This window comes from Orrella sp. JC864 (genome assembly GCF_037026685.1).
Classification (GTDB): domain Bacteria; phylum Pseudomonadota; class Gammaproteobacteria; order Burkholderiales; family Burkholderiaceae_B; genus Orrella.
Window position 1 is genome coordinate 103,820 of sequence record NZ_JBANET010000001.1, and the last position, 23,873, is coordinate 127,692.

Annotated in this window: 19 protein-coding genes; 7 read left to right on the top strand and 12 right to left on the bottom strand. The window is 69.0% G+C overall.

Annotated features, from left to right (window positions below; genetic code table 11):
• The first annotated feature begins 46 nt into the window (after window positions 1-46).
• The 3 genes from V8Z80_RS00440 (at window position 47) to V8Z80_RS00450 (ending at window position 3,669) form a co-directional block, all read left to right on the top strand.
• Window positions 47-1,093, top strand: coding sequence for a Fe(3+) ABC transporter substrate-binding protein (locus V8Z80_RS00440; RefSeq protein ID WP_336060662.1), 1,047 nt, complete (start codon window positions 47-49; stop codon window positions 1,091-1,093).
• A 50-nt stretch (window positions 1,094-1,143) separates the two neighbouring features.
• On the top strand, window positions 1,144-2,817 hold the full coding sequence (locus V8Z80_RS00445; protein ID WP_336060663.1) for an ABC transporter permease: 1,674 nt from the start codon (window positions 1,144-1,146) through the stop codon (window positions 2,815-2,817).
• Window positions 2,818-2,904: 87 nt separating this feature from the next.
• Window positions 2,905-3,669, top strand: a complete 765-nt coding sequence (locus tag V8Z80_RS00450; protein ID WP_442951921.1) for an ABC transporter ATP-binding protein — start codon at window positions 2,905-2,907, stop codon at window positions 3,667-3,669.
• A 760-nt stretch (window positions 3,670-4,429) separates the two neighbouring features.
• On the opposite strand, the gene V8Z80_RS00455 is transcribed toward V8Z80_RS00450, so the two are convergent.
• Window positions 4,430-5,344, bottom strand: a complete 915-nt coding sequence (locus V8Z80_RS00455; protein ID WP_336060664.1) for a pirin family protein — start codon at window positions 5,342-5,344, stop codon at window positions 4,430-4,432.
• A 99-nt stretch (window positions 5,345-5,443) separates the two neighbouring features.
• Entirely contained in the window at window positions 5,444-6,142 is a 699-nt protein-coding gene (locus V8Z80_RS00460; protein ID WP_155195573.1) for a pirin family protein, read from the bottom strand.
• Window positions 6,143-6,284: 142 nt separating this feature from the next.
• Between V8Z80_RS00460 and V8Z80_RS00465 the strand changes: the two genes are divergently transcribed.
• The gene (locus tag V8Z80_RS00465; protein WP_155195572.1) at window positions 6,285-7,205 is read left to right on the top strand and encodes a LysR family transcriptional regulator; all 921 of its coding nucleotides are present in this window, start codon (window positions 6,285-6,287) and stop codon (window positions 7,203-7,205) included.
• A gap of 4 nt (window positions 7,206-7,209) precedes the next feature.
• On the opposite strand, the gene ntrC is transcribed toward V8Z80_RS00465, so the two are convergent.
• From ntrC to rdgB, 5 genes are all read right to left on the bottom strand, one after another.
• Window positions 7,210-8,682, bottom strand: a complete 1,473-nt coding sequence (gene ntrC, locus V8Z80_RS00470) for a nitrogen regulation protein NR(I) (protein WP_155195571.1) — start codon at window positions 8,680-8,682, stop codon at window positions 7,210-7,212.
• Window positions 8,679-9,731, bottom strand: coding sequence for a nitrogen regulation protein NR(II) (gene glnL / locus V8Z80_RS00475; RefSeq protein WP_155195570.1), 1,053 nt, complete (start codon window positions 9,729-9,731; stop codon window positions 8,679-8,681). Before glnL ends, ntrC begins: the two co-directional genes overlap by 4 nt.
• A gap of 163 nt (window positions 9,732-9,894) precedes the next feature.
• Window positions 9,895-11,307 (bottom strand): type I glutamate--ammonia ligase, encoded by a 1,413-nt coding sequence (glnA, locus tag V8Z80_RS00480; protein WP_336060665.1) that lies wholly within the window; start codon window positions 11,305-11,307, stop codon window positions 9,895-9,897.
• Window positions 11,308-11,486: 179 nt separating this feature from the next.
• On the bottom strand, window positions 11,487-12,707 hold the full coding sequence (gene hemW / locus V8Z80_RS00485; protein ID WP_336060666.1) for a radical SAM family heme chaperone HemW: 1,221 nt from the start codon (window positions 12,705-12,707) through the stop codon (window positions 11,487-11,489).
• 48 nt (window positions 12,708-12,755) lie between these two features.
• Window positions 12,756-13,379 (bottom strand): RdgB/HAM1 family non-canonical purine NTP pyrophosphatase, encoded by a 624-nt coding sequence (gene rdgB / locus V8Z80_RS00490; protein ID WP_155195567.1) that lies wholly within the window; start codon window positions 13,377-13,379, stop codon window positions 12,756-12,758.
• Between the two features lie 255 nt (window positions 13,380-13,634).
• On the opposite strand from rdgB, the gene V8Z80_RS00495 reads away from it, so the two are divergent.
• A complete protein-coding gene (locus tag V8Z80_RS00495) occupies window positions 13,635-15,356 on the top strand; it encodes an EAL domain-containing protein (RefSeq protein ID WP_442951922.1) in 1,722 nt (573 codons plus the stop codon).
• On the opposite strand, the gene V8Z80_RS00500 is transcribed toward V8Z80_RS00495, so the two are convergent.
• The 5 genes from V8Z80_RS00500 to V8Z80_RS00520 form a co-directional block, all read right to left on the bottom strand.
• Window positions 15,237-16,958, bottom strand: a complete 1,722-nt coding sequence (locus tag V8Z80_RS00500; RefSeq protein ID WP_155195579.1) for a methyl-accepting chemotaxis protein — start codon at window positions 16,956-16,958, stop codon at window positions 15,237-15,239. The two genes, V8Z80_RS00495 and V8Z80_RS00500, sit on opposite strands and share 120 nt — an antisense overlap.
• Before the next feature lie 105 nt (window positions 16,959-17,063).
• On the bottom strand, window positions 17,064-17,807 hold the full coding sequence (rph, locus tag V8Z80_RS00505) for a ribonuclease PH (RefSeq protein WP_336060669.1): 744 nt from the start codon (window positions 17,805-17,807) through the stop codon (window positions 17,064-17,066).
• Window positions 17,808-17,859: 52 nt separating this feature from the next.
• Window positions 17,860-19,170, bottom strand: coding sequence for a TRAP transporter large permease (locus V8Z80_RS00510; protein ID WP_336060670.1), 1,311 nt, complete (start codon window positions 19,168-19,170; stop codon window positions 17,860-17,862).
• A 30-nt stretch (window positions 19,171-19,200) separates the two neighbouring features.
• On the bottom strand, window positions 19,201-19,710 hold the full coding sequence (locus V8Z80_RS00515) for a TRAP transporter small permease (protein ID WP_336060671.1): 510 nt from the start codon (window positions 19,708-19,710) through the stop codon (window positions 19,201-19,203).
• A gap of 3 nt (window positions 19,711-19,713) precedes the next feature.
• Window positions 19,714-20,703 (bottom strand): TRAP transporter substrate-binding protein, encoded by a 990-nt coding sequence (locus tag V8Z80_RS00520; RefSeq protein WP_336060672.1) that lies wholly within the window; start codon window positions 20,701-20,703, stop codon window positions 19,714-19,716.
• 220 nt (window positions 20,704-20,923) lie between these two features.
• On the opposite strand from V8Z80_RS00520, the gene V8Z80_RS00525 reads away from it, so the two are divergent.
• The gene (locus tag V8Z80_RS00525; RefSeq protein WP_336060674.1) at window positions 20,924-21,646 is read left to right on the top strand and encodes a FadR/GntR family transcriptional regulator; all 723 of its coding nucleotides are present in this window, start codon (window positions 20,924-20,926) and stop codon (window positions 21,644-21,646) included.
• Between the two features lie 130 nt (window positions 21,647-21,776).
• Entirely contained in the window at window positions 21,777-23,873 is a 2,097-nt protein-coding gene (locus tag V8Z80_RS00530) for a hydantoinase/oxoprolinase family protein (RefSeq protein ID WP_336060675.1), read from the top strand.

Here is a 23,873-nt window from a genome sequence, read left to right on the forward strand (position 1 = left end):
GCCCGCCCCCGACTGCCGCGCCCGCCGTCCAAGGTTGGAGCCCATCATGATTGCCAAGCCTTCCTCTGTCCTGCCCCTGCTGCGCACGCTGGCCCTGGCCGGCGCCGCCGCCTTCTCGGCCCAGGCCTTCGCCGCCGGCGAGGTCAGCCTCTACACCACCCGCGAGCCCAAGCTCATCCAGCCCCTGCTCGAGGCCTTCACCAAGGACAGCGGCATCAAGGTCAACACGGTGTTCGTCAAGGACGGGCTGCTCGAGCGGGTGCGCGCCGAAGGCGACAAATCGCCGGCCGACGTGCTGATGACGGTGGACATCGGCAACCTGATCGACCTGGTCGGCGCCGGCGTGACCCAGCCGATCAAGTCCGAGACGCTCGAAGCGGTCATCCCGGCCAACCTGCGCGGCAGCGACGGCCACTGGTATGCCCTGTCGCTGCGCGACCGCGTGCTGTACGCGGAAAAGGACCTGCCGATCGAGCAGTTCACCTACGAGGAGCTGGCCGATCCCAAATGGAAGGGCAAGGTCTGCATCCGCTCGGGCCAGCACCCCTACAACACCGCGCTGGTGGCCGCGCTGATCGCTCATGACGGCCCCGAGGCCGCCGAGAAGTGGCTGCGCGGCGTCAAGGCCAACCAGGCCCGCAAGGCCGCCGGCGGCGATCGCGACGTGGCGCGCGACATCCTGGGCGGCATCTGCGACATCGGCATCGCCAACGCCTACTACGTGGGCCACATGAAGAACGCCGAGCCGGGCACCGACGCACGCAAGTGGGGCGACGCCATCAAGGTCATCCGGCCCACCTTCGCCAGCGAGAAAAGCGGCGGCACGCACGTGAACGTGAGCGGCGCCGCGGTGGCCGCCCATGCGCCCAACAAGGACAATGCCGTCAAGCTGCTCGAATACCTGGTGTCCGAACAGGCCCAGGCGCTTTACGCCCGCGCCAACTACGAGTATCCGGTGCGCAGCGGCGTCAAGCTCGATGCCGTGGTCGAGAGCTTCGGCCCGCTCAAGGTCGATCCGCTGCCCCTGACCGAGATCGCCAAGCACCGCAAGCAGGCCAGCGAGCTGGTCGACAAGGTGGGCTTCGACAACTGAGCCCGTCCGCTGTCCGGGGGTAAGCCGCCCCCGGGCGCGGCGCCCCTTCGATGCACTCCGCTACCCTGCCCTTGCGCCTGGCCTGGCTGCGCAACCCCGGCGCCGGCCGGGGTTGGCTCATTGCGGCCATGCTGATCGCGCTGGCCGTGCTGGCGCCGCTGGTTTCGCTGGCCACCGCCGCGCTCGACTCGGACCTGGCCCATTGGGCCCATCTGGCCCGCAACGTCCTGCCGCAGGCCGCGCTCAATACCCTGATGCTGCTGACCGGGGTCGGCGTGCTGGTGACCCTGCTGGGCACCGGCAGCGCCTGGCTGGTCACGGCCTACGATTTCCCGGGCCGGCGCATGCTGACCTGGGCCCTGCTGCTGCCGCTGGCGGTGCCCACCTATATCATCGCCTTCGCCTACCTGGACCTGCTGCATCCCATCGGCCCCATCCAGACGGCGCTGCGCACCGCGCTGGGCTTTGACAGCCCGCGCCAGTTCCGCCTGCCCGACCTGCGTTCGCTGCAGGGGGCGATCTTCGTGCTGGGTTTCGTGCTCTATCCCTACGTATACCTGAGCACGCGCGTCATGTTCATGACCCAGGCCGCCAGCCTGCTCGAGGCCGGCCGCACGCTGGGCGCCGGGCGCGCCGGCGTGTTCTTCCGGGTGGCCCTGCCCCTGGCGCGCCCGGCCATCGCCGTGGGCGTGAGCCTGGCGCTGCTCGAGACGCTCAACGACATCGGCGCCTCCGAATTCCTGGGCGTGCAGACGCTGACCGTGTCGGTCTACACCACCTGGGTCACGCGTTCGGACCTGGCCGGCGCCGCGCAGATCGCCCTGACCATGCTGCTGCTGGTGGTGGGCCTGATCCTGCTCGAGCGCCACGGGCGCAAGCGCCAGCGCTTTGCCAACGTGCAGCGCATGCGGCCCATGCAGCCGCAGCGCCTGCGCGGGGCGAGCGCCTGGCTGGCCGCCGGCCTGGGCGCGATCCCGGTGCTGGTCGGTTTCGTGGCCCCGGCCGCCTACCTGGTGGCCGAAACCTACAAGCGGCTGCACCTGGTCGGCGGCGTCTCGCAGCAGTTGCTGTCGGGCCTGGCCAACACGGTGTGGATCGCGGTGGCGGCCACGGTGGTGACCGTGCTGTGCGGGCTGGTGGTTGCCTGGGCCGGGCGCACCGTGCGCGAAAGCGCGCGCTTGAATCCGGCGCGGCTGTGCGCGCGCATCGCCAGCCTGGGCTACGCGGTGCCGGGCACCGTGCTGGCCATCGGCCTGCTGGCGCCGCTGACCCTGCTGGACCGCGCCCTGGGCAGCCTGTTCGGTTTTTCGGGCCTGGTGCTGATGGGTTCGAGCGCGGCGCTGGTCTGCGCCTACACCATGCGTTTTCTTGCCATTTCCACCGGCAGCGTCGAAGCCGGCCTGGCGCGCATTCCCGCCTCCATGGAGCAGGCTTCGCGCCTGCTGGGCGAGACCGCCGGCGGCACGCTGCGGCGCGTGCACCTGCCGCTGCTGCGCCCGGCCATCGCCGCCGGCGCCCTGCTGGTGTTCGTCGATGCCATGAAGGAGCTACCGGCCACGCTGCTGCTGCGTCCCATGAACTTCGACACGCTCGCCACCTGGCTGTACGCCGAAGCCGCCCGCGGCACCTACGAGGAAGGCGCGGTCGCCGCGCTGGCCATCGTGCTGGCCGGCTTGCTGCCGGTCATCCTGCTGGCGCGCACGAACCTGAAGATCGGACATTGAGCTGTGCCTGAATACGCCTCTCCCATTCCGCTGACGCCACGGACCGCGCCCGCCGCTGCTTCGGCCCCGGCCCTGGCCGAGCAGACGCTGACGCTCGAAGGACTGACGCTGGGCTACGACACGCCGCAGGGCTTGCGCACGGTCGTGCAGGATCTTTCCCTTGCGCTCGAGGGCGGCAGCGTGGGCTGCCTGCTGGGCGCCTCGGGCTGCGGCAAGACCACGGTGCTGCGCGCCATCGCCGGGTTCGAACCGGTGCGCGCCGGCGCCATCCGCCTGGGAGGCAAGACGCTTTCCTCGCCGCACGAGCAGGTCGAACCCGAACGCCGGCGCGTGGGCATGATGTTCCAGGACTACGCCCTGTTTCCGCACCTGAGCGTGGCGGGCAACATCGCCTTCGGGCTGCGCCGCCTCGATCGCGCGGCCCGGCGCCGGCGGGTGGAAGAATTGTTGGAACTGGTGGGCCTGGCCGGCGCGGGCGAGAGCTATCCGCACGAACTGTCCGGCGGGCAGCAGCAGCGCGTGGCGCTGGCCCGCGCCCTGGCGCCCTCGCCCGACCTGCTCCTGCTGGACGAGCCGTTCTCCAACCTGGACGTGGACACGCGCGAACGGCTGGCCTTCGAAGTGCGCGACATCCTCAAGGCCACCGGCCATACCGCCATCCTGGTCACCCACAACCAGGCCGAGGCCTTCGCCATCGCCGACCGCATCGGGGTCATGTCCGGCGGGACGCTGGCGCAATGGGATACGCCCTATAACCTGCGGCACAAGCCGGCCGATGCCTTCGTGCGGGACTTCGTGCGGCGGGAGGATTTGGCGGAGCAGCGCAGGCAGGCTTATAGCCGGGGGGCTTGAGTTTGTTTATGGGGGCATTTTTGGGGGCATGTTAGGGGCTCTGGGATGACACGTCCGTCGAGGCCGGTCGGGGCGTCGGGCGATGCCGTCGCCGTGCGGCGCGCTCGCGCCGCGCCCGGCGCCAGAAATCGCCCGCCACCCCGCCCGGCCTCGACGGACTGCGGGGTCTAGATGTGTTCCGGCGCTGCGGCCGGAGTCGTTCTTGCATGCTTCTGCCCCGCCGGGGTGGGAGAGAAAGATTTTGCAGGGCCGTTCACGAGGGGTTGCGCAGGCAACCCCTCGTGAACATTCGACCGCCGCTTTTGAGAGGTGGGGCAGCGCAGCAGGGCCGAAGATTTCAGGGGCGGATGACCGCGGATGGCGTGGTGTCGTTTGGGGTCTTATCCCTGCGCGTTGGCCAGGCGTTGCACAGCCAATCGCAGGCCTGAAGCACCCGATTACGCCACGCCATCGGCGGTCATCTGCCACTGAAATCTTCGGCCCTGCCTCGCCACCCTACCTCTCGAAAGCGGCGGTCGAATGTTCAAGAGGGGTTGCCTGCGCAACCCCTCTTGAACGGCCCTGCAGAGTCTTTCTCTCTCACCCCGGCGGGGAGAAGGATGCAAGAACGGCCAAGCCCCTCGGCGGTAGGACGATCGACGACTCCGAAGGCCGTCGGGGCCGGGGGCAGTAGCGGGCGATCATGAGCCCGCCACTGCCACCGGCCACGGCGGCCGTCAAGCCAGCGGTCTCTACGCCCCCACCAACCCAACCGCCCCTTCTACTGCGGCAGCGGAATGAACTCCGTTTCATCCCCCGGCACCGTCTGCCCGAACCGATCCCGCATCCAATCCTGCTTGGCCTGCTCGATGCGTTCCCTGCTGCTGGACACGAAGTTCCACCATACGTAGCGCGGCCCGTCCAGCGGCTCGCCGCCCACGACCGCGAAGCGCGCCGGCGCGCTGCCGGGATTGGCCAGCGTGACCGGCCGGCCCGGCGCGAACACCAGCAGCCGGCCGGCGGCGTGGGTCTGGCCCTCGACTTGCACGCTGCCTTCGGCCAGGTAGGCGGCGCGCTCCTCGTGCTCGGCGGGCAGCACCACGGTGGCGCCGGGCTGCAGCACGATGTCGCCGTAGAACAGCGGCGAGAGGGTGCGCACCGACGAGGTTTGGCCGAACAGCGAGCCGGCCACGACCTGCGCGCGCACGCCCTCGCCTTCGACCACCGGCTGGGCATGCCGGTCGTAATGCACGAAACCCGGATCGGTTTCCTCGTGGGCGCGCGGCAGCCCCACCCACATCTGCAGGCCCCAGATGCGCTGGTCCGCCGCGCGGCTTTCGGGCGAGGAGCGTTCCGAATGCACGATGCCGCGCCCGGCGGTCATCCAGTTGACCTCGCCGGGCAGGATGGTCTGGGTGTGCCCGGCGCCGTCGCGGTGCACGATCGCGCCGTCGAACAGGTAGGTGACGGTGGCCAGGCCGATGTGCGGGTGCGGCCGCACGTCCAGGCCGCTGCCGGCCGGCAGCAGCGCCGGACCCATCTCGTCCAGGAAGACGAACGGCCCGACGCTGCGGCGTTGCGCCGAGGGCAAGGCGCGGCGGACTTCGAAGCCGCCGATGTCGCTGCTGCGGGGCACGACCAGCGTTTGCAGCAGCCCGTCGGGGCCGGGGTTCGAAGCGGCGGAAAAAGTGGACATGGCAGGCTCCTGGGGCGGGGGAAAGGACGGGCGGGACGCGGCCGGGCAGCGCGCAGCCGCGCCGGCCGCCCGTGCCCGGCAACGGGCACGGATCGCGGTTTACGGAAGATCGAAGACCAGCACCTCGGCGCCCTGGCCCTGCGACAGTTCTACCGCCGCTTCGTCCGTCAGCGCAAGCGCGTCCCCGCCCGACAGGGCCTGGCCATTGACCGTGACCTGGCCGCGCGCCACGTGCACCCAGGCGCGGCGTCCGGGCGCCAGCGCCAGCCGGGCCGATTCCTGGCCGTCGAACAAGCCCACGTAGAGCCGGGCGTCCTGGTGGATGCGCATCGAGCCGTCCTGGCCGTCGGGCGAGATCACCAGGCGCAGCCGGCCGCGCTTTTCCGCGTCGGGGTAGCGCTTTTCCTCGTACTCGGGTTCGATGCCCTGCACGTCCGGCTCGATCCAGATCTGCAGCAGGTGCGTGGCCTGGTCGGGCAAGGGGTTGAACTCCGAATGCAGCACGCCGCGCCCGGCGCTCATGCGCTGCACGTCGCCGGGCAGGATGGTCGAGCCGCTGCCCAGGCTGTCCTTGTGGGCGACCGCGCCCTCGAGCACGTAGGTGATGATCTCCATGTCGCGGTGGCCGTGCGTGCCGAAGCCGCGGCCCGCCGCGATGCGGTCGTCGTTGATCACCCGCAGCGGGCCGAAGCCCATGTGCGCCGGATCGTAGTAGCTGGCGAAGGAAAAGGTGTGATAGGTATCGAGCCAGCCGTGATTGGCGTGGCCGCGTTCGGCGCTGCGTCGCAGAGCAATCATGGAACACTCCTTTGAAATTTGCGAATGCCGGCAAATGCCTACGCATTCCTTCCATGCCATGCATTGTGGGGTCCGGGGGAAGGCTTGTGGCTGAGCCGCTTTGATGGAATCATTCAATTTATTTGAATGACTGGAGGCCCGCATGGCGCAGCCCATCACCCCGGAACTGCTGGCCATGGTCGATGCCATTGCCCGCCACGGCAGCTTTGCGCGCGCGGCACGCGAACTGGGCAAGGTGCCCTCGGCCGTGACCTATGCGATGCGCAAGCTCGAGGATGGCCTGGACGTGCTGCTGTTCGACCGCAGCGGCCATCGCGCGCAGCTGACGCCGGCCGGCCAGGTGCTGCTGCGCGACGGGCGCCATCTGCTGCAGTCGCTGGACGAACTGGCCTACCGCGTCAAGCGCGTGGCCACCGGCTGGGAGGTGGAGCTGCGCATCGCCGTCAGCGCCGTGCTGCCCTGGCAGCCGCTGTACGAGGTGATCGAGGAGTTCCGCGCGGCCGGGCCCGGCACCACGCTGCGCTTTTCCACCGAGGTGCTCAGCGGCCTGTGGGATGCCCTGGCGGCGGGCCGCGCCGACCTGGTGATCGGCGCGGACGCGGCCGGCGCGCCCGCGGGCGCCTTCCGCTCGCAGGCCATGGGACGCACCCAGTTCGCCTTCTGCGTGGCGCCCCACCATCCCCTGGCCCGCGCGCCGCAGCCGCTGGGCGCTGCCGACATCGCGGCGCACTGCGCGGTGGTAGTGGCCGATACCTCGCGCGAGCTGCCCACGCGCACGCGCGGCCTGCTCAGGCAGCAGCCCATGATCGTGATGCCCGACATGCAGGGCAAGCTGCAGGCGCAGCTGCGCGGGCTGGGCTGCGGCTACCTGCCGCTGACGCTGGCCGCGCCCTACCTGACGCAAGGCAGCCTGGTGGCTTGCGCCACCGAAGCCGGCGTGATGCTGGACGAGAACGTGGTGTATGCCTGGCAGGCGCGCAAGCCCGGCGCGGGACTGGCCTGGTGGCTGGAGAAGCTGCGCTCGCCCAGGCTGTGCGAAAGCCTGCTTGGCCTGGGAGCCTGAGCGCCTACTCCTCTTCCATGCCCAGCTCGCGCAGCTTGCGCGTGATGGTGTTGCGGCCGATGCCCAGGCGCGTGGCCGCTTCCACGCGCCGGCCGCGGCAGGCATCGAGCGCGGTCTGCAGCAGGATGCGCTCGAACTGGCGCGTCAGGGTGGCCATGACGGCCGGTTCGCCGCGCGCCAGGCGCGCCTGGGCATCGCGCAGCAGCGCCTCGCTCCAGTCGGCCGGGGCGCTGGCCGGGGCCGCGCCGGCCCCGCCCTGCCCGCTTTCGCCGGCGGCGGGGCTGGCGGCCTGCGCGGCCAGGGCCGGGTCGTCCAGCGCGCGGATCTCGGGCGGCAGGTCGCTGCGGTCGATGGTCTGGCCCGGCGCCATCACGGTCAGCCAGTGGCAGAAGTTCTCCAGCTGGCGCACGTTGCCCGGGAAATCGAAGCGCACGAAGGTGGAAAGCGCCTCGGGCGTGAGACGCTTGGCCGGCACGCCCAGCGCGCGCGCGCTGGCGGCCAGGAAATGATTGGCCAGTGCCGGGATGTCCTCGCGCCGTTCGCGCAGCGGCGGCAGGCGCAGGCGGATCACGTTCAGGCGATGGAACAGGTCTTCGCGAAACAGCCCTTGCTGCACGCGCTGCTCCAGCGGCTGGTGGGTGGCGGCCACGATGCGCACGTCCACGCGCACGGGCTGGGCGCCGCCCACGCGGTAGAAGCTGCCCTCGGCCAGCACGCGCAGCAGGCGGGTCTGCAGCTCCAGCGGCATGTCGCCGATCTCGTCCAGGAACAGCGTGCCGCCATGCGCCTCCTCGAAGCGCCCGCGCCGCAGGTTGCTGGCGCCGGTGAAGGCGCCGCGTTCATGGCCGAACAACTCGGCTTCCAGCAGGTCGCGCGGGATGGCGGCGGCGTTGAGCGCCACGAAAGGACCGTTGGCCCGCGCGCCGTGCCCGTGCAGGGCCCGCGCCACCAGCTCCTTGCCGGTGCCCGACTCGCCCGTGATCAGCACCGTGACCTTGGACTGGGCCAGCCGGCCGATGGCGCGGAACACTTCCTGCATGGAGGTGGACGCCGACTGGGTCATCATCCACCGCTCGGCGGCCGGCACGGGCTCGGCCGCCGGGGGCTCGGGCGGCTCGGTGTCCCTGGCCGCGCGCTGGATCAGCGCCACCGCCTCGTTGATGTCGAAAGGCTTGGCCAGGTAGTCGAAGGCGCCGCCCTGGAAGGCCGATACGGTGCTGTCCAGATCGGCGAACGCGGTCATGACGATCACCGGCAGGTGCGGGTGGCGCTCCTTGATCTGGCGCAGCAGCTCCAGGCCGTTGCCGCCTGGCATGCGGATGTCCGATACCAGCGCGGCCGGCGTATCGCTTTGCAGCGCCTGCAGGACCTCGGGGGCCTGCGAAAAGGTGCGCGTGGCGATGCCGGCGCGGGCCAGGGCTTTTTCCAGCACCCAGCGTATGGCTTGATCGTCGTCTACTATCCATACGGGTTTCATGCGGGCTCCATGGGCAATACCAGGCGAAACTCGGTGTGCCCGGGACGGGATTCGAATTCGATGATGCCCCCGTGCTGCTGCACGAAGTCCTGCGCCAGGCTCAGGCCCAGGCCGGTGCCATCGGCGCGGCCCGTCACCAGCGGATGGAAGATGCGCTCGCGCAGCGCCTCGGGGATGCCCGGGCCGTTGTCGATGACCGACACGACCAGGGCCAGGCGATGCTGCCGGTGCGCCAGCATGACCTGGCGCGCGACCCGGGTGCGCAGCGTGATCTGCGCGTTCTCGGTCAGCCGGGGCTGGGTCAGGGCCTGGGCGGCGTTGCGCATCACGTTCAGCAGCGACTGGATCAGGCGCTCGGCGTCGGCCTGCAGGTCCGGCACCGAGGCGTCGTAGTCGCGCAGCAGGGTCACGTCGGTGCGGAACTCGCCGCGCACCAGCGCGCAGACGCGCTCGCAGATCTCGTGGATGTTGACCGAGCGCGTGTTCAGCGGCGCGCGCTGCGGCGTGGCCAGCCGGTCGACCAGCGCCTGCAGGCGGTCGGCCTCGGAAATGATGACCTGCGTGTATTCGGTCAGCGCGGCGTCGGGCAGCTCGGCCTCGAGCAATTGCGCCGCGCCGCGCAGCCCGCCCAGCGGATTCTTTACCTCGTGCGCCAGGTTGCGCAGCAGCTCGCGCTGGGTCTGGATCTCGTCCACCAGCCGGTGGTTGCGGTCGGCCAGCACGCGGTGCTCGATCTCGCGCGCCTCGATCAGGACAGGCCAGGGCTGTTCGGACAGGGCCACCACGGTGACCGTCACCTGCATGGGCTCGCTGCCGCGCCGCACCGACGCGGCCTGGCGAAGGTCGGCGAAATCGCGCGCCAGCGCCTGGCCGATGGCGTGTCCGATATCGTCGGATTCGTCGAACAGCGTGGCGGCGGCACGGCCGGCCAGCTGCTTGCGCGAGCGTCCGAACAGGTCTTCTGCCGCAGCGTTCGCATATTCGACCCTGCCCTCCCTGCTCAGGAGCAGGATGGCGGTAGCCAGGAGGTCAAAGGCGTCGACGTTCATCTTCACGCTGCGTAGGGACGAACGGCAATGCCGTCCATCCGGGATGGGCGCGGCGCTACGGCGCCCCCCCAAAGCGGGGGGGCGCCCTGCCTGGACAGGCGCCGCGCGTGCCCTTGCGGGCAGACCGGCCCGCCGCCCGTCGCCGGGCGGCGCGGCCGCCGGATTACAGGCTGTAGTACAGGTCGAACTCGACCGGATGGGTCGTCATGCGCAGGCGGGTGACTTCCTGCATCTTCAGGTCGATGTAGGCATCGATCATGCTGTTGCTGAACACGCCGCCGCGGGTCAGGAACTCGCGGTCGTTGTCCAGCGCCTCGAGCGCCTGCTCAAGCGAAGCGCAGACGGTCGGGATCTTCGCGTCTTCTTCGGGCGGCAGGTCGTACAGGTTCTTGTCGGCGGGGTCGCCCGGGTGGATCTTGTTCTGCACGCCGTCCAGGCCCGCCATCATCAGGGCCGAGAAGGCCAGGTAGGGGTTGGCCAGGGGATCGGGGAAGCGGGTCTCGATACGGCGGGCCTTGGGATTGCCCACGTAGGGAATGCGGATCGAGGCCGAACGGTTGCGGGCCGAGTAGGCCAGCTTGACCGGCGCTTCGAAGTGCGGAACCAGCCGCTTGTACGAGTTGGTGCCGGGGTTGGTGATGGCGTTGAGCGCGCGGGCGTGCTTGATGATGCCGCCGATGTAGTGCAAGGCGAACTCGGACAGGCCGGCATAGCCATTGCCTGCGAACAGGTTCTGGCCGTCCTTCCAGATCGACTGGTGCACGTGCATGCCCGAGCCGTTGTCGCCGACGACGGGCTTGGGCATGAAGGTCGCGGTCTTGCCATAGGCGTGGGCGACGTTGTGCACGACGTACTTCAGGACCTGGTTCCAGTCGGCGCGCTGCACCAGCGTGGAGAACTTGGTGCCGATCTCCAGCTGGCCGGGAGCGGCCACTTCATGGTGGTGCACTTCGACCGGCACGCCCAGCTGCTCGAGCAGCAGGCACATTTCCGAGCGCATGTCCTGGAAGGAATCGACCGGGGGCACGGGGAAGTAGCCGCCCTTGGTGCGGGGACGATGGCCCAGGTTGCCGCCCTCGTATTCCATGCCGCGCGACCAGGGGCCTTCCTCGGACTTGATCTTGACGAAGCAGCCCGAGGCGTCGTCGTTCCAGGTCACGCCGTCGAAGACGAAGAATTCGGGTTCGGGGCCGAAGTAGGCGGTATCGCCCAGGCCGCTGGACTTCAGGTAGGCTTCGGCGCGGTTGGCCAGCGAACGCGGGTCGCGGTCGTAGCCTTTCATGTCCGAGGGTTCGACCACGTCGCAGGTCAGGATCAGCGTGGTTTCCTCGCGGAAGGGATCCAGGCGGGCGGTGGCGGAATCGGGCACCAGCAACATGTCGGAAGCCTCGATGCCCTTCCAGCCGGCGATCGACGAGCCGTCGAAGGCATGGCCTGCCTCGAGCTTGTCCTCGTCCACCGTGTGGGCCGGCACGGAAACGTGCTGCTCTTTGCCCAGGGTATCGGTAAAGCGGAAGTCAACGAACTTGACTTCGTGCTCTGCAATCTGCTTCAGAACGTCTTGTGGCGTGGCCATGTCATCTCCAGGGTAGCAATAAAGATCGAGGGCTTTGCTCGACCGGCATCCCTATCTAGCAAGTGGCGTGCCAGGACGGTGCGCGGGCGGGACGCCCCTGAAATTGGCGGAAAGCACCATGTTAGTGCAATATGGCGTGCATGAACGCACAATATTGGTGCGTTCGTCCTGCGGCGCGCCTAGAGAAACATCTCCTGGAGGTCGTTCAGGAAGCGCCATCCCAGTGGCGTGGCCTGCAGCCGCGTGGGATCGGCGCTGAGCAGGCCGCGTGCATGGGCAGCCTCCAATTGGTGCAGAATGCCGGCCAGCGGCAAGCCGGTCCGCTCGGTATAGGTGCTTGCCGATACGCCTTGTTTCAAACGCAGGGCGTTGAGCATGAATTCGAAAGGCAGCGATTCGGGCGGCACCGGCTCGTCCTGCGCCAGGTGCGAGCCGTCGTAGGCCGCCGCCGCGGCCATCCAGCGTTGCGGATTGCGCAGCCGCGACTGGCGCACGATGCGGTCATGGAAAGACAGCTTGCCGTGCGCGCCCGGCCCGATGCCCAGGTAGTCGCCGAACTCCCAATAGTTGACGTTGTGCCGGCAGCGCGCGCCGGGCCGCGCATAGGCCGAAACCTCGTAGCGCTGCAGGCCGGCCTGGGCCGCGGCCGCTTCCAGCGCGTCCTGCATGGCCGCGGCCTCGTCCTCGTCGGGCACGGCCGGCGGATACTTCGCAAAAACCGTGTTCGGTTCTAGCGTCAGGTGATAGAGCGACAAATGCTCGGTGCCGAAGGCCAGCGCCTGCCGCAGGTCCGCCAGGCTGTCCTGCAGGGTCTGGCCGGGCAGCGCGAACATCAGGTCCAGGTTCACACGGGGCACGGCCTGCTGGGCCATCTCGATGGCGCGGCGCGCCTGCGCGGCATCATGGATGCGGCCCAGCGCCTGCAGGCGGGCATCGTCAAAGCTCTGGATGCCCAGCGAAAGACGGTTCACGCCGCTGGCGGCATAGTCGCGAAAGCGCCCTGCCTCGGCGGTGCCGGGATTGGCTTCCAGGGTGATCTCGGCGTCCGGCACCAGGTTCAGGCATGCGCGCAGCATGGCCAGCAGCTCGTCCAGCCCCGCGGCCGAGAGCAGGCTGGGCGTGCCCCCGCCCAGAAACACGGTGTGCACCTGCCTGCCCCAGATGCCGGGCAGCGCCTGCTCCAGATCGGCCCGCAGCGCATCCAGGTACTGGCGCTCGGGAATACCGCCTTCCCAGGCATGCGAATTGAAGTCGCAATACGGGCACTTGCGCACGCACCAGGGCACGTGGACGTAGACCGACAGCGGCGGCAGGCTGCTCAGCCGCGTGCCGCCCGCGCCCGAGGCGCTGCCCCCGGGCCGGCCGGCGCCCTCGGGCACGATGGGAATGGTTACCGCCATATCGGCTATCCAGGCTATCCAGGCGAAGTCAACGCGGCCGCCACCCTGCTAGGGCTGCGCGTGCAGGCTGGCCACCAGCGCGCGCAGGGCAATGGCCCGGTGGCTGCAGCGGTTCTTTTCGGCCGGGTCCAGCTCGGCGACGGTCTTGCCGTGGCTGGGCAGGTAGAAGCACGGGTCGTAGCCGAAACCCTGCCCGCCGCGCGGCGCTGGCGCGATTTCTCCATGCCACTGTCCCTGGGCGATCAGCGGCAGCGGATCGTCGTGCGCGCGCACCAGCACGAGCACGGCCACATAGCTGGCGCGGCGGTCGGCCTGGCCTTGCAGCGCCTGCAGCAGCAGGCGGTTGTTGGCCTCGTCGCCCTGCCCCGCGCCGGCGTCCTGCGCATAACGGGCCGAACGCACGCCCGGCGCGTTGCCCAGCGCGGCCACGCACAGGCCCGAGTCATCCGCGATGGCCGGCAGGCCGGTCGCGCGGCTGGCATGGCGCGCCTTGGCCAGGGCGTTCTCGACGAAGGTCGGGTGCGGCTCCTCGGCCTCGGACACGCCCAGCTCGCCCTGGGGCAGCAATTGCACGCCCAGCGGCGCGAAGAGGCTGGAGAATTCGCGCAGCTTGCCGGCGTTGTTGGAAGCCAGCACGATGCGCGGGGGCAAGGCATTTGCGTTCGGGTTCATCGGGCCATTGTATAAGGCCGGCGGCCTCGTTCTTTTGCCCAGCTGTCATTTCGCTGACGACACCCTTGTGCTGGTCATGGCCCTGCAAAGTTGATGTAACGTTGCATGCCCAAGATGAGGCGCCCTTTCTATCCTCGCTCGATGATGACTGTCCATGCGCACCCCTTCGCCGCTACGGAGCCGCCTGCTCCGTCCCTGGCGGGTTTTCCCGGCTTGACCCTGGACAGCGTCATACAGAGGCGCCTGCTCACGCCCATGTTCCAGCCCGTGGTCGACCTGGTGCAAGGCGGCATCTACGGCCACGAAAGCCTGATCCGGGGACCCGAGCGCACGGTGCTGCACAGCGCCGACGCACTGTTCGCCGAAGCGCGCCGCCAGGGCCTGGCCACCCGCCTGGAGATGCTCAGCGCCCAGGCCGGCATCGCCACTTTCCAGCAGCACGGCCGCGGCGGCTACCTCTTTCTGAACATGTCGGCCACCGCGCTGCTGCAATCCTGGGCCCAGCACGGCGAAGGCTTCCTGCAGGCCCTGCTTGCGGGCGTGCCGCTGGATCCTTCGCGCATCGTGATAGAAATGACCGAGCACGATCCGGTGTCCTCGCGCCTGCCGGCATTGATGGACGTGTTCGCCGCCTTGCGGCGCTGGGGCCTGCGCATCGCCCTGGACGACTACGGCGTGGGGCATTCGAGCATGCAGCTGTGGGCCGAGGCCCGGCCCGACCTGGTCAAGGTCGACCGCTACTTCTTCCAGGGCATCTCGCGCGACGAGACGCGCCAGAAGCTGGTCAAGGCCATCCTGGCCACGGCCCAATGCCTGGGCACGCCTATCCTGGCCGAAGGCATAGAAACCCAGGAAGACCTGCAGACCGTGCGCGACCTGGGCATCCGCTATGCCCAGGGCTGGCACCTGGGCGGGCCGGCCAGCGAGCCGCTGACCCAGGTCCTGGCGCCGGCGCAGGCGGCGCTGGCCGCGCGCCAGGCCTCGCCCAGCTTCGGCCGCGCCAGCAATACCGCGGCCAGCCTGCGCGTGCAGGCCCCCGCGGTAAAGGTGGGCCGCCATACCAATGACGAAGTCCACCGGCTGTTCAGCGAGCACAAGAACCTGCACGCGGTGGCCGTGGTCGACGAGGACGACCGTCCCGTGGGCATCATCAACCGGCGCGACTTCTCCGAACGCTATGCGCAGCGCTACACGCGCGAGCTGTTCGGCCGCGACCTGTGCTCGCGCTTCATGAACGCGCAGCCGGTGCTGGTGGACCAGCACACGTCCATGGACCAGCTCAGCCGCGTGCTGGTGTCCGAAGACCAGCGCTACCTCGTCGATGGCTTCATCATCACGTGCGAAGGCCGCTACGACGGCCTGGGCACGGGCGAGGCCCTGGTGCGCTCGGTGACCGAAATGCGCATCGAGGCAGCCCGCTACGCCAATCCCCTGACCTCGCTGCCGGGCAACATCCCGATCAGCCAGCACATCGGCGCGCTGCTCGAGCAAGGCGCCGAGTTCGTCACCTGCTATGGCGACCTCAACAACTTCAAGCCGTTCAACGACGTATACGGGTACTGGCGCGGCGACGACATGATCCAGCTGTGCGCCGACACCCTGAAGCAGCACTGCGACCCCTTGCGCGATTTCGTGGGGCACGTGGGCGGCGACGATTTTGTCGTGCTGTTTCGCAGCCCGGACTGGCAGGCGCGCGTGCAGGCCGCCATCGCGCAGTTCAACCGCGGCGCCATCGACCTGTACGACGAGGACGGCCGGGACCGCGGCGGCATCGAGGCCGAGGACCGCTATGGGGTGCTGCGTTTCTTTCCGTTCGTGACGCTGAGCGTCGGGGCCTTGCTGGTGGGCCCGGCGCCTTCAGCCGGCCGCATCCGCCCCGAGGACATTGCCTCGGCGGCCGCGCAGGTCAAGCACAAGGTCAAGCATGGGAGCCTGTCGCTGGTGACCGAGCGCTACGGGCAATCGCTCGTCCTCTAGATCCGCTTCGCCCATCTCCAGCGCAGGCGCTTGTGCATGGCCGTGGCCGGCGATGCGGAACTTGGCCACGGCCTCGCGCAGCTGCTCGGCGCGCTCGGCCAGCGCAGCGGCCGCGGCCGCCGTCTGCTCGATCATGGCGGCGTTCTCCTGGGTGGCCTGCTCGATCTGGCCGATGGCCTGGTTGACCGCCTGCAAGCCCTCGGCCTGCACGCCAGTGGCCAGGGTGATGTCGGTAACCCGGCCGGCCGCCAGGTCGATGGCCGCGCGCACCTCGCCCAGCGTCTTGCCCGCATGGCCGACCTCGCGCACGCCGGCCGCCACGCGCTGGGCCGAGGCCTCGATCAGGTCCTTGATTTCGCGGGCGGCCTGGCTGCTGCGATGGGCCAGGCCGCGGACCTCCGTGGCGACCACGGCAAAGCCCTTGCCTTGCTGGCCGGCGCGCGCGGCCTCGACCGCCGCGTTCAGGGCCAGGATATTGGTCTGGAAGGCGATGCTGTCGACCACGCCGACGATCTCGGCGATGCGCTGGGCGCTGGCGTCGATGTCGCGCATGGCTGCGCTGACCCGCTCGACCGCCGCCCCGCCCTGCTGGGCCAGCTCGCGCGCCTGCGCCGTCTGGTCGTTGGCCAGGTGCGCATTGCCGGCCGTCTGCTTGACCGACTCGGTCAGCTGCGCGAGGCTGGCGGCGGTCTGCTGCACCGAGGCGGCCTGCGAGGCGACCCGGTCGGACATGTGCTGGGCGCCCGAGGCGATCTCGCCGGTGCCGCCATGAATGGCGTCCACGCCGCTGCGCACCGAGGCGACCGCCCTGCCCAGCCCGGCCTGCATGCGCTGCATGGCCGAGTACAGCACGCCGATCTCGTTGCTGCCGCGCGCGCGGATCGGCGCGGTCAGGTCGCCGTCGGCGATGCGGTCGAAGTGCGCGCCGGCATCGACCAGCGGACGCAGCATGGCGCGCCGGAAGGCGATGCGCAGGCCGATGGCGATCAGCAGCACCAGCAGCACCGCCGCCACGACCAGCTGCACCGCCAGGGCCTGGGCCTGGGCGGCGTCGGCCACGGCCTGCCGGCCGTCGCGGCGCGATTGCTCCTGGTAGGCGTCGACCGCGCCGATGAATGCGTCATTAAGGCCCGGCATGACCTTGTCGTTCAGGCGGTTCAGTTCGGGGCCGTTCCATTTTTCGATGGCCGTGAGCATGGGCTCCAGCCCTTCGGCGACCAGGGCCGTGTAGCTGGCGAGCACGGCTTCGTACAGCTCCCGCGAGCCGGCCGATTCGTCCGGTTTCGATTGCAAGGCGGCGAAGTGCGCCTGCGCGGCCTGCAGCAGCCTGCGCGCATCGGCCACGGCCGCGTCGCGCTGCTCGATCAGGCCGCCTTCCATGAAGGTCTTGGCGTCGGTCAGCGTGGCGCGCACGCGAAAGACCAGGCTCGATACATTGGTCAGGTCGCTGGCGCGCTCGATATTGCCCTGGCCCAACGCCTCGATCACGCGGCGGTTGTCCTGCAGCATCGCGATGCCCGCCGCGCCCGCGGCGGCAAACAGCAGCACGAAGCCGGCCAGCACCGCGGACAGCGCCGCGTTTACACCCATCATTCGTTTCATCATCACCTCAAGGCCTCCCACGCGGCAGCCTTGGGGATTATGTGCGAACAACTTGGCGGTTTCTTTACAAACGCGGGCGGCTGCGGCGCAGGCGCCCGTGCCTGGTCAGGGCAGCGCGCGCGCCGCGCGCTGCGCGGCCACCAGCTGGGCGATGCCGGCCTGGGCCAGATCCAGCAGGCGGTCCAGCTCGGCGCGGGTAAAGGCCTGGCCTTCGGCCGTGCCTTGCACTTCGACCAGATGGCCGTTGCCGGTCATCACGACGTTGACGTCGGCATCGCAGCCCGAATCCTCGGGATAGTCCAGGTCCAGCAAGGCCTGGCCGCCGACCAGCCCGACCGAGACGGCGGCCACGTGATCGCGCACAGGGTTGGCGGCCAGCGCCTCGCGCGCCATGAGCCAGCCGACCGCATCGGCCGCGGCCACCCAGGCGCCGGTGATGCTGGCGCAGCGCGTGCCGCCGTCGGCCTGCAGCACGTCGCAATCGATCTGCAAGGTGCGCTCGCCCAAGGCCTGCAGGTCGAACACCGCGCGCAAGCTGCGGCCGATCAGGCGCTGGATCTCCTGCGTGCGCCCGCTTTGCTTGCCGCGCGCGGCTTCGCGCTCGCCGCGCGTGTGCGTGGCGCGCGGCAGCATGCCGTATTCGGCCGTGACCCAGCCGCGCCCTTGCCCTTTCATGAAGCCGGGCACCTTCTCCAGCACGCTGGCGGTGCACAGCACGTGGGTGCCGCCCATGCGCACCAGCGCCGAACCCTCGGCGTAGGGCGAGCAGCCGCGTTCGATGCGGATGGGACGCAGGGAATCGGCGGTGCGGCCTTCGGGGCGGCGCACGGGTATGGACGGTGTGGACATCTGCGAAAGCTCCTGCACAAGGCATAAGCGCAGGATTGTAAGCGGGCCGGCGTCAGCCCCGCATCAGTTCCGGCAGTATGGTCACGATGCGCGGGAATACCGAGATCAGCACCACGGCCACCAGCAGCAAACCGATAAAAGGCAGCGAAGCCTGCGTCACGCGCCAGATGTCGCGGCCCGTCATCGATTGCAGCACGAACAGGTTGAACCCCAGGGGTGGGGTCAGTTGCGCGATCTCTATGACGATGATGATGTAGATGCCGAACCACAGCAGGTCGATCCCGGCGGCCTGCACCATGGGCAGCACCACGGCGCTGCTGAGCACCAGGATGGAGATGCCTTCCAGGAAGCAGCCCAGCACCAGAAAGCAGGCGGTCAGCACCACCAGCAGCATCGCCGGCGAAAGGTCCATGGCCTGCACCGCGCCGGCCAGGACCTGCGGGATCCCGAGAAAGCCCACCGCGATGGACAGCACCGCGGCGCAGGCCACGATGAAGGAGATCATGCACGAGATCTTCATGGCCGACATCAGGCTTTCGGCCAGGCTGCGCCAGCTCAGGCCGCCGGTGGCGGCCGCGAGCACCAGCGCACCAAGCACGCCGAAGGTGGCTGCCTCGGTGGGCGTGGCCACGCCTGCATAGATCGAACCGATCACCGCCGCGATCAGCAGCGCCACGGGAATCAGCCTGCGCGAGTTCCACAGCTTGGTCGCCAGCGGCATGGGCGGATCGCGCGGCGGCACCTTTTCGGGATGCAGCAGGGACCACAGCATCACATAACCCATGAACAACGCCATCAGCATCAGCCCGGGCAGGATGCCCGCCATGAACAGCCGGGCCACCGATTGCTGGGCGGTCACACCGTAGACGATCATGATGATCGAAGGCGGGATCATCAGGCCCAGCGTGCCCGAGCCCGCCAGCGTGCCGATCATCATGCCCTCGTGGTAGCCGCGGCGCTTGAGCTCGGGCAGCGCCATGCGGGCCACCGTGGCGCAGGTCACCGAGGAGGAACCGGCCACCGCCGACATGAGTCCGCAACCCAGCACGTTGACGTGCAGAAGGCGGCCCGGCAGCCAGTTCACCCATGGCCCCAGCCCCCGGAACATGTCCTCGGCCAGCCGGGTGCGGAACAGTATCTCGCCCATCCAGATGAACAGCGGCAATGCCGTCATGGCCCAGGACCAGCTGGAATCCCACATCGTCGAGGCCATTAGCGAGCCGACCGGCGCGGTGGTGAACAGGGCCAGCCCCAGCAGGCTGATTGCCAGCAGGGCCAGCGCCACCCAGATGCCGCTGGCCAGCAGCACGAGCAGCGCGGCCAGCATCGTGGCGCCGGCGAGCAAGGTGGTGGTTTGGTCCATCGTTGTTTCCTGCTGCGGACGGCGGCGCGGTCAGTCGTCCAGGGCCGCGTCCTCGTTGCGTTCGTAGCCTGCCGCGCGGCCGTGCGCCACCGCCCACGCCGCGTCCAGCAGCGCCACGGTGAGGATAACCAGCCCGGCGGCCATGCCCGATTGCGGAATCCAGAAAGGAATGGCCAGCAGGCCCGGGCTGATGTCGTGAAAGGCATGCGACTCCAGCGCGAACCGCACCGCGTGGCCCGCCACGAAGCCAGCCAGCGCGGCGCCCGCCAGGCAGCACCACAGTTCGAGCGCCCGGCGCCGCGCGCCGGCCACCCGGCTCACCAGCAGGCCGATGCGGATGTGCCCGCCGGCACGGAAGGTATAGGCCAAGCCCAGGAAGGTCGAGGCCGCCATGAAGAAACCGGACAGTTCGGTGGTGTCCACCGTCCTGCCCATCATGCGGCCCAGCACCTGCGAGAGGATGGCGATGGGTATGGCGGCCAGGAACAGCGCAGCGGCCACGCCGCTGGCCCGGTACAGCGCGTCCAGCATCGCGCGCATGGCTCAGCTCCCGGCCTTCTTCATCTCCAGGTAGTCGTCCAGCACTTTCTGCTGCTCGGGCGTGGCCGACTTGCGCCAGTCGGCGGTCATGGCCTGGCCGACCTCGGCCAGCGCCTGCTGGATCGATTCGGGCGCCTCGCTGACCTCCATGCCATTGGCGCGCAGTTGCTCCACGGTGTCCTGGCCGGCCTTGCGGCTCATTTCGAAGCCGCGCTTGCTCGCGCGCTCGCCTGCCTCCAATACGATGCGCTGCACGTCCTCGTCGAGTTGGCGAAAGGCCCGCTCGTTGACCACGACCATGTTCTTGTTGTGCAGCGTGCCGGTGTACATGAAGTACTTGACGTTGTCCCAGGCCTGCGTGTCGATGCCGGTCTGGGCGCTGGTGAACAAGGAGTCGATCAAGCCGGTGGCAAAGGCCTGGGGCACCTCGGAAAAAGGCAGGATGGTGGCCTGAAAGCCCAGCATCTCGCCCATTTTCTGCGTGGGTTGGGAATAGATGCGCAGCCTCTTGCCCTTGAAGTCGTCCACGGACTTGACGGGCGTCTTGGTATAGAAGCCCTGCCCCGGCCAGGAGACATAGGTGATGGCGCGCAGGTTGTTGCGCGCCAGCAGCTTGTCGAAATAGGGTTTTTGCGCCTGCATCAGCAGCCAGGCCTGTTCGTAGTTGGCGGCGATATTGGGCAGGCCGTCCAGCACGTACATCGCATCCTCGTTGCCGTAGACGCCCAGCCGGACCTCGCCGGCCTGCACCTGGCCGGTTTGCACGGCGCGCTTGATGGCGTCGTGCTTGATGAGCGTATCGTTCGGCCGCAGGTCTATCTTCAGGCGCCCGCCGCTTTCCTTTTCCACCTCGCTGATGAACTGGCGGATGTTCTGGGTAAAGAAGCTGTTCTCCGGATAGCCCGTGGCCATGGTCCACGTGGCGCTGGCGCTCCATGCCGCGGCCGGCAACGCCAGCGACAGCCCGACCATCCATTTCGCAAAGCCTCGCATGCTTGAACCCCCTTGTTCGCGTGTGCCGGAAACGGCATCTGGTCTGATTCCACCCATCATACATGTGGGTAAACCCAAATCTACGCAGGGCGTTTTGGCATGGATAGCTAGGGATAACCCGATACCGCCCCCGCCGCAGCGCGGCGGTGGCCGACCTTGCCGCCAGCGCCGCGTGGCGCTGTGATACGCTTCGCCGGACTTTTTCCCCTCGGCTGCGTGCTTGAATCCGCCCTCTTCCGTTCCTGGTCCCACGCGCCTGACCGACGTGCTCATCAAGGCGTTGTCCGACCGTCTGGACCGCAAGCTCTATCGCCCCGGCGAGCGCTTGCCGTCCGAGCGCGCGCTGTGCCAGGAGTTCAACGTCAGCCGCACGGTCGTGCGCGAGGCGGTGGCCTCGATGCGGCTGAGCGGCCGGCTGATAAGCCGGCCGGGCTTGGGGCTGTACGTGGCGCAGGAAGCCGATGCGCCAGTGGATTTCGTCGTGCCGCCCGCCGCCGACGAACGCTGGGCGCTGCACATCATGGAACTGCGCCTGGCCATCGAGGTGCAGGCCGCCGGCCTGGCCGCAGAGCGGCGCACGCCGCAGGACCTTGCCGACATCGTCCAGGCCTTCGATGCCTTTGCCGTATCGGGCGCGGACATGGCTACGGCCATCGAAGCCGACCTCGCCTTTCATACCGCGATCGCCCGGGCCTCGCACAATCCGCATTTCGTGCAGATACTGGCCACGGCGACCCAGGACATGCTGCTCGAACTCAAGATCAAGCACGGCTCCGAGCGCAAGCCGGCCGCCCGTGCCGAATATGCCAAGCGCACCACACGCGAGCATGCCGCCATCATGACCGCGATCACCCGGCGCGACACGGGCGCGGCGCGCACCGCGATGGCGCGCCACCTGGGCGACAGCATCGCCCGCTATCGCAAGCGGCTGGCCCGGTCCTAGCGTCTCTTCGGCCACTGGGGGAAACCCTTGGTTGACCCAGCTGTATGATGACCTCCATCATACCGGCATGAACGCTGGCGCCCTGCTAGGGGCCGCGGCGCAGCCGGTATTTCGCAGGGGAACACTCATCGTGGCTTCATCGCAGCAGCAGGCCCGCGTGGGCGTGGACATCGGCGGCACCTTCACGGACGTCGCACTGGAACTGGCGGGTACGCTGCATTCTGTCAAGGTTCTCACCGATTATGCGCAGCCCGAGCGCGCCATCGTCCAGGGCCTGGAGCAGGTCTGCCAGGCAGCCGGCATCGGCCTGGCGCGCATCGGCATCATCATCCACGGCACCACGCTTGCCACCAACGCGCTGATCGAGCGGCGCGGCGCGCGCACCGCCTTCATCACCACAGAGGGCTTTCGCGACGTGCTGGAAATGCGCTCGGAAAGCCGTTTCGAACAGTACGACCTGAACATCCGCCTGCCGCCTCCCTTGATCGAACGCTGCGACCGCCTTACCTTGCGCGAACGCATCGATGCCCAGGGCGCGCCGCTGGTGTCGCCCAGCCAGGCGGATATCGACGCGCTGGCCGAGCGCATCGCGGCCGGCGGTTACGAAAGCGTGGCCATCGGCTTTATCCATGCCTACGTCAATGACGCGCATGAAAAACGCATGCGCGAGGCGCTGCTGCGGCGCCTGCCCCGGCTGTCGGTCTGCATTTCGTCGGAAGTCTCGCCCCAGCTGCGTGAATTCGAGCGATTCAACACCGTGTGCGCGAACGCCTACGTGCGCCCGCTCATGCAGTCCTACCTGGACCGGCTGGTAGGCCGCATCCACGACGCCGGTGCCCGCTGCCCGGTATTCATCATGCATTCGGGCGGCGGCATCATCTCGGTGGAAAGCGCCGCGCGCTTTCCCGTGCGGCTGGTCGAATCCGGGCCGGCCGGAGGCGCCATTTTCGCGGCCCACATCGCGTCGCGCTACGGCTTCGACGCCGTGCTGTCCTTCGACATGGGCGGCACCACCGCCAAGATCTGCCTGATCGACCAGCAGACCCCCAAGACGGCCAATACCTTCGAGGTGGCCCGTACCTACCGTTTCAAGAAAGGCAGCGGCATGCCCATCTCCATTCCCGTGGTCGAGATGGTCGAGATCGGCGCCGGCGGAGGCTCGATCGCCGGGCTGGACCTGATGCGGCAGATCCGGGTGGGCCCGCACAGCGCCGGCTCCGAGCCCGGGCCGGCCTGCTATCAGCGTGGCGGCACGCAACCTACCGTCACCGACGCGGACCTGATCCTGGGACGCCTGGACCCGGACAATTTCGCCGGCGGTTCGATCGCGTTGTCCGGGCAACGGGCCGGCCAGGCCATCGCCGCGCACGTCGGCGAACCGCTGGGCCTGTCGCCGCAGCAAGCCGCCTATGGCATCGCCGAGATGGTCGACGAGAACATGAGCAACGCGGCGCGCGTGCATACGGTGGAAAGCGGCAAGGAGATCGGCCGCTACACCATGATCACCTTCGGTGGAGCCGGGCCATTGCATGCCGCCCGCCTGTGCGAAAAAACCGGCATCCAGCGCTTCCTGGTGCCGCCCGGCGCCGGTGTCGGCTCGGCCATCGGTTTCCTGCGAGCGCCGTTCGGCTATGAAAGCGTGCGCAGCGCCAACTTCCGCCTGTCGCGTTTCGACGCGCCGGCGGCCGCGCGCCTGCTCGAACAATTGCGTCAAGAGGCGCTGGCCTTTGCCCGCCAGGGCACGCCAGACGGCGTGCAGCCGCAACTGGAGGCGAAGGCATACATGCGCTATGTCGGCCAAGGCTGGGAAATCCCGGTGCCGCTGCACGACGCGCGATTGCCCGGGCAAGCCGCGCAGTCGCTGCGCGCCGGATTCGAGGCCGCCTATACCCGCTACTTCGGCCGTCCTATTGATGGGCTGGACATCGAAGTGATCAGCTGGTCGGTCAAGGCCAGTTCACCCCTGCCGCCGGTGCAGCCCGTGCCCTCGGTCCCGGCCGGCACCGCCGCCAGCGCAGGGGCGCAGCGCCCGGTCTTCGACGCCCGGCTCGGGCGCGAGGTACTAGCCGACATCGTCGAGCGGGAAGGACTGGCGCCGGGCACGCGCATCCCGGGCCCGGCCATCGTGGCCGAGCGGGAAACCTCCACCCTGATCACCTCGGCCTTCGAGGCCGTGGTGCAGGCCGACGGCTGCCTGCTGGTCAGCCGCCGCGACGACGCGGCCTGA